The sequence below is a fragment of the Streptomyces sp. NPDC034670 genome (genome assembly GCF_055574875.1).
The window spans coordinates 89,494-95,508 of sequence record NZ_JBVITR010000023.1 but is presented as its reverse complement, the minus strand read 5'-3'; the positions used below and the strand labels follow the sequence as shown (position 1 = coordinate 95,508).

The window sequence follows — 6,015 nt, the reverse complement described above, 5'->3', positions numbered from 1 at the left end:
ACTCCGCAGCCCAGCAACCGACTTCAGTCATGCTCTCCACACCGGGACAACGACAATCACCAGCTCAGGACACGATCCGCTGCTGGAGTACTAGGTTGAACCGCGGACCAATCTCGTTCAACCCGTCGCTGTTGCGAGGTCGCCGTGCTGGAACGCACACGCACCGCCGAGCGGTACGCCAGAGGCTTCGCCGCGGCCGTCGTCGCGGTCGCCGCGCTGGTCCTGGCGGCCAACGCGGGCCCGACCGGGGCCGCCCGCTCCGAGCCCGGCCCGCGGACCACGGCTCCGGCGGAGACGGCGGTGGAGGCGGCGGTGCGCCAGGACCCGCCGGACTAGGGCGTGTTTCGAAAGTCCCGCCCGCCCGGCGACGCCTGGTACGCACGCTCACCGCGTTGTCGGGCTCGCCCCGGTACCTCCCGGTACCGGGGCGACCCTCCGCCTCGCGATCGCACGCTCCCCCGGGCTCTCGGCTTCGCCCGAGCAGGGGACACCCCCACGACGTCGCCGGGCCCGCCCCTCGGGCAGACGACGCTCCTTTCGAAACACGCCCCAGGGGCCTTTCGCTTGGATCGGGCCGGGCCCGCGGGGTCCGGTGCCGACCGGTCCCGGTCGGCCGGTCAGCCCTGGGTCTGCAACTGCCGCAGCTGCCGCCGCACGTGGTCCAGGGCGCCCTCGCGCCGCCCGGGCACCCGGCTGCGCAGCTCCGCAAGCGCCGGACCCAGTTCGCGGGCCCGCGCCGGTTCGCCGATCCGGCCCCACTGGTGGTGCGCCCGGTCCACGGCCGCCTCGACGGCGGGCGCGTCCGCCGCCTGCCCGGCGGCCAGCCGCGCGGTGGCCACCGCCAGCCAGGCGCGGCAGCTGCGCGCCGCGTCGCCGGCCAGCATCGCCAGGTCCGCCCTGACCTCGGCCCAGTGCAACGTCTCCTCGGAGGCGGGACCGTGCGCCAGGGCGGCGGCCTGCTCGAGGCGCGCGGCGAGCGCGTCGGCGTCCGCGTGGCGGCCGGAGCGCACGGCGGCGGTGAGGGCCGCGTGCGGGTCGCCCGGGACGGGACCGCCGCGGGCCAGCACCAGGTCGGCCCCCGTGCTCTCCGGGGCGATCCGGGCCAGCGCCTGCCGGTGCAGCTCCTCGTCCGGCGGACGCCGCCCGCTGCGCAGGATCGTCGCCACCGCCTTCATGTACGCCGGTTCCGCGACGCCGCGGCGTCGCGACGGCGGTGCGACGCGCCCGTAGACGGCGTTGTCGCGGCCGCAGTCGAGGAGGTCCGGGGCCGGGCCCGGCGGCCGGGGCGCGCACAGCGACTGCCAGGTCTCCGCGTCGGCGTGCAGGTCGAGGACCAGCGTCGTCGCGCCCGTCGGCCGCAGGCGCAGCTCCTCCCGGAACCAGTGCCAGGGGAAGGCCGTGTACCGCACGGTGGACGCGGTCGTCCGGGCCAGCGCCAGGTGGGGCAGCCGCTGGCGGCGGTCGAGCTGGAGCTGGCCGGTGACGTACACGGTCAGCGGTCCGGGGGCGGCGGCGGCCGCGCGCAGCCGGGTCAGCACGGCCTGCGGCTGCAGCGGATCGGCGAGTTCGACGACGTTCGCGGTGTCGGTGCCGGCGAGCACGGCGGGCGGCACCGCCGCGAGGACCGGGAGCACGGACGCCGCGTCCACCAGCCGTCCGCGGCCCAGCGGCGAGGCCGCCAGCAGCAGCACGGTTCCGGTCATGGACCCTCCCCCTGTCGATCAGTCACCGCAGCACGGTAACCGCTGCGGCCGCGGAGGGGGCCTCAGGACGGTGAACGTCCCCCTCCGGGGGCTCCGTCCCTCGTGGCGCGCGTCCGCCGCCGCACCGCGAAGGCCGTGGTGTCGTCGCCCAGGCGGCCCCGGCTGTGCCGCAGCGTCCCGTCCCGGACGAGGGCGACCAGCCGGGCCGGCCGGGTGGTGCGCGGGTCCGCCGCCACCGCGCGGGCCACGTCGGCGGCGAGACCGTAGAACCTGCCGTCGGCGTCCCGGGCCTCGGTCACCCCGTCGGTGACCATCAGCAGCGTCTCGTCGGCGGCGACCGGCACCCGGAGCACGCCCGGCGGGCGCTGCACGAGGTCGCCCATGCCGAGCGGGAGCCCCCCGCCGCTCGGCAGGTGCCGCACGCCGTCGGGGCCGACGGCCAGCGGGGGTTCGTGGCCGAAGACGACGAGGTCCACCACGTCGGTCCGGTCCGCCGGGAAGCCGAGCAGCACGGCGGTGGCGAACCGGTCGCCGTCGGACCGGCCGAGGGCCGTGGTGTACTCGCGGTGCCGCAGCATCCGGACCTCCAGGCGGTCCGCGACACGCGTCAGCTCCGGCTCGTGGTAGGCGGCCTCGCGGAAGGTGCCGAGCAGCACCGACGCCGTCTCCACCGCGCCCAGCCCCTTGCCCTGGACGTCCCCGACGAGGACCCGGGTGCCGTGCGGGCCCGGCTGGATGTCGTAGAAGTCGCCGCCGACGCGGGCCTGGACGTCCGCGGTGAGGTAGACGCCGGCGTGTTCCAGGTCCCCCCAGCCGGGCGGCAGGGGGCGCAGCAGGGTGCGGCGGACGGTGTCGGCGACGTCCCGCATGTGCAGCGCGCGGCGCTCCCCGCGCACCCGCACCGCGCAGGCCAGCGTGGCGAGGACGCCGCCGACGGCGACGAGGATGAAGTCGGGCAGCCCCGACTGGTACTCGTGCGGCCAGGCGCGGTCCGCGGCCGAGTAGGCGACGACGGCGAGCACCGCGAACACCGCCGTGCCCCGCACCCCGCAGATCGTGGCGGCGATGCCCGGCACCAGCACGATCCAGGAGAGGGTCCGGAACTCGCCGCCGGTCCCGTAGTCGGCCGCGAGGACGGCGGCCAGCAGCAGCAGCGGCGGCAGCCAGGCGACGCTGCGGCCCCGCACGCGCAGCAGGACGGGCCGGTGCACGTCGGGACTGCGGCCGGCCCGGGGGTACCGGTCGTGCAGGCCGTGTCCCCCGCTGCCCTGGCTCACGGCCCCAGCGAAGCACGCGGCCGCACGGCCCGCATCCGGTCCCGGGGCGGACGCCGGGACGGACCCCGGCCCCCCGGGATGCGGGGTCCGGGGCGGACGGGTCCGGGGCGGGCGGGGTCCGGGGCCGGCTCCCGGGAGGGCCCCGAGGGGGGTTCCCGGGGGCGGGCCCGGCGGCCGACTTGCCGACGGATCCCGGCCGGTGTGCCCTGGAGGGGCGGGGACGAGGAGAGAAGAGGAGGGCTCCCATGACTCACGCGGCACCCAGGCCCCGGCTCACGGGCGGGCGGCCCCGCAACCCCGACGTCTTCAGCGAGCGGACCCACCGGATGGCGCGGGTGGCGGTCCCCCTCGTCATGGCCGTGGTCTTCGGCTACTGGGTGGCGGCCAACCGCCGCTACGGCGGCCCCATCACCCTCTGGAACTTCCTGTTCGGCTTCCTCTCCGGGGTCGCGTTCTTCGTCGTCTACCTGGTCGTCCAGCGCGTCGCCCCGAAGCTGGGGCGGGAACAGCACGCGATGCTCTGGGCCGCCTTCATCGGCTGCGCGGTCGGTTTCCTGGTCAGCCAGTCCGTCGGCCCCGTGCTGTGGCCCATCGTCCTGGGGCTGATCGTCACGGTGGCCTCCTTCCTCGCTCTGCTCTACCGCTACTACACGCGGGAGAACGCACCGGGGCGCCGGGCGGCCTGAGGGCCGTCCCGGCGGCCCGGCCCGGCGGGGCGCCCCTCCCCGTGCGGACGTGACGGCGCGGGGCGCCCGTTCGGACCGCCCGGTGCACCCGTACGCGCCCCCAGCACTCGCGCACCCGGCCCCCGGCGCCTTGCCTGGAGGGGTGCCCCTCCACGACGAACCCTCCGGCCCCTTCGACCGCGCCCCCTCCGGCGGGACCCCCCGCCGCCCCGCGTCCCCCCGCGGCCCGCACCCCTGCCGCGCGCGGTCGCACGCCCGGCTGCGCGACGCCCTGTCGGCGGCCCTGGTCGCCCTGGCGTGCCTGCTCGCCCCGTGCGGCGCGCTCGCGGCCTGGGCGGCGTTCGGGCTGGCCGACACCGGGCGGTACGTCAGCGCGATGGCACCGCTGGCCGGCGACCCCGCCGTGCGCGACGCGGTCGCCGACGCGGTCGCCGACGCCGTCGGGGACGGCGTCGCGCGGGAACTGGACGCGGGGCCGGCGAACGGCGCGACCGGGCCGTTCGTGCGGGACGCGGTGCACTCGTTCACCCGCACCGAGGCCTTCCGCACGGCGTGGGAGGCGGGGAACGCGGCCGTCCACGACGCGGTGCTGCGCGCCGTGCGCGACGAGGGGGCCGTCCGGGGGCCGGTCACCGTCGACCTGGCCCCCGTCGCCGCGCGGGTCCGGCAGCGGCTCGCCGCCGACCACCTGCCGCTGGCCCGGCGCATCCCGGTCGAGCGCCTCACGGCCGGGCACACCGAGGTCGCCGTGGTGCCGGCCGAGGAGGTGGCCGGGCTCCGGAAGGGGTACCACGCGCTGGACGCCGCCGCCTTCTGGCTGCCGCTCGCGACCGTCGTCCTCGCCGTCGCCGGGATCGCCGTCGCCGCCTGCCGCCGCCGCGCGCTCACCGCGACCGGCCTCGGCACGGCCCTGGGCGGCGCCCTGCTCGCCCTCGCGGTCGCCCTCGGCCGCCGCCTCACCCTGGCCGACCTGCCCGACCGGATCCACCGCCCGGCGGCGGGCGCGGTCTACGACGCCCTCACGGCCACCCTGCGCACGGCGTCCTGGCTGCTGCTCGCGCTCGGACTGACGGTGGCCCTCGCCTCCTGGCTGACGGGTCACCGCACCCGCCGCACACCCCCCTCCCCCGCCGCCACCGCCCCGGCGCCGACCCGGACCCGCGCCTGACCCCGACGGCCCCGCGGGCCGTCCGCGGCAACCCCCCGGCGCCCGCCCCCGTCCTTGAGGGAGGATTCGGGCATCCATCCGCGAACGGAAGGCCGGGACCTTTGGACACTGCGACTGCCGAGTGGACGAACGAGGGCGGGACCGGGCGGCGGAACGGAGCGCGGCGGCCGGCCGCCTGGTGCGCGGCGCTGCTGTTCGCCGGGGTGAGCGCGGTCGTCGGCTGCCGGGCCGCCGACACCGACGGCATCACCCCCGTGCCGCAGCTCCTCGCCTTCCTGCCCTGGCTGCTCGTGCCCACGGCCGCCGGGCTGCTGTTCACCCTGCGCGCCCGGTGGTGGGCCGGCGCCGTGTGGGGGGTGGTCCTGCTCGGCCTGCTGGCCTGGTTCATCGAGCCGTACGGGAAGACCGGCGAACCGGCCGGGCGGCCCGTCGCCGGGCTGCGGGTGCTGACCTCGAACGTGGAGTTCGGACGGGGCACCGGCCCCCTGATCGACGCCGTGCGCCGCGAGCGGCCCGACCTCGTGTTCGTCCAGGAGTGCGAGTACGGCTGCGACGCCGCGCTGAAGCGGGAACTGGCGGACGCCTACCCGCACCGGCGGGCCGTGCCCGGCGGGGGCTCCGAGGGCTCCGTCCTCCTCAGCCGCTTCCCCCTGGAGGACACCGGCGGCGTCCCCGGCACCATGGGCATGCCCGGCGCCGTCGCCGACGTGGACGGGCACGCCGTACGGCTCCAGCTCGCCCACCCCATGCCGCCGCTCCCCGGCCAGGAGGACCTCTGGCGGCGGGAGCTCGACGGGCTGCGCGCCGCGGCCGCCGCCGGCCCGGCCGTCCCGACCGTGCTCGCCGGGGACTTCAACGCCTCCCAGGACCACGCCGCCTTCCGCCGCATCCTCGACACCGGCCTGCGCGACGCGGCCCGGCTGGACGGAGCCGACCGGACGCCGACCTGGCCGGCCCGCACCGCCCCGGCGTTCGGCGTCCAGATCGACCACGTCCTCGTGTCCGAGGAGTTCACCGCGCGCCGGGCCCGCTTCCTCGACCTCGCCGACACCGACCACCGCGCGCTGGTCGTCGACCTCACGCTGCACGCCCCGCGGTGACAGCCGGGCGGGGGGGGCGGGGGGGGGGGGGGCGGGGGGGGGGGGGGGGGGGGGGGGGGGGGGGGGGGGGGGAGGGTTCGG

6 protein-coding genes are annotated in these 6,015 nt (G+C 78.2%); 4 read left to right on the top strand and 2 right to left on the bottom strand.

Going from position 1 to position 6,015, the window contains the following annotated elements; all coding sequences use genetic code 11:
* The first annotated feature begins 144 nt into the window (after nt 1-144).
* Nucleotides 145-336, top strand: a complete 192-nt coding sequence (locus ACZ56B_RS17615) for a hypothetical protein (protein ID WP_468790792.1) — start codon at nt 145-147, stop codon at nt 334-336.
* A gap of 281 nt (nt 337-617) precedes the next feature.
* Here ACZ56B_RS17615 and ACZ56B_RS17610 read toward each other — a convergent pair whose 3' ends face one another.
* On the bottom strand, nt 618-1,703 hold the full coding sequence (locus ACZ56B_RS17610; protein ID WP_468790790.1) for a hypothetical protein: 1,086 nt from the start codon (nt 1,701-1,703) through the stop codon (nt 618-620).
* A 62-nt stretch (nt 1,704-1,765) separates the two neighbouring features.
* On the bottom strand, nt 1,766-2,980 hold the full coding sequence (locus ACZ56B_RS17605) for a PP2C family protein-serine/threonine phosphatase (RefSeq protein WP_468790788.1): 1,215 nt from the start codon (nt 2,978-2,980) through the stop codon (nt 1,766-1,768).
* 245 nt (nt 2,981-3,225) lie between these two features.
* On the opposite strand from ACZ56B_RS17605, the gene ACZ56B_RS17600 reads away from it, so the two are divergent.
* From ACZ56B_RS17600 to ACZ56B_RS17590, 3 genes are all read left to right on the top strand, one after another.
* A complete protein-coding gene (locus ACZ56B_RS17600; protein ID WP_468790786.1) occupies nt 3,226-3,666 on the top strand; it encodes a hypothetical protein in 441 nt (146 codons plus the stop codon).
* A gap of 259 nt (nt 3,667-3,925) precedes the next feature.
* Complete coding sequence (locus ACZ56B_RS17595) at nt 3,926-4,834, top strand: hypothetical protein (protein ID WP_468790798.1); 909 nt, start codon at nt 3,926-3,928, stop codon at nt 4,832-4,834.
* 101 nt (nt 4,835-4,935) lie between these two features.
* The gene (locus tag ACZ56B_RS17590) at nt 4,936-5,934 is read left to right on the top strand and encodes an endonuclease/exonuclease/phosphatase family protein (RefSeq protein WP_468790784.1); all 999 of its coding nucleotides are present in this window, start codon (nt 4,936-4,938) and stop codon (nt 5,932-5,934) included.
* Nucleotides 5,935-6,015 lie beyond the last annotated feature (81 nt).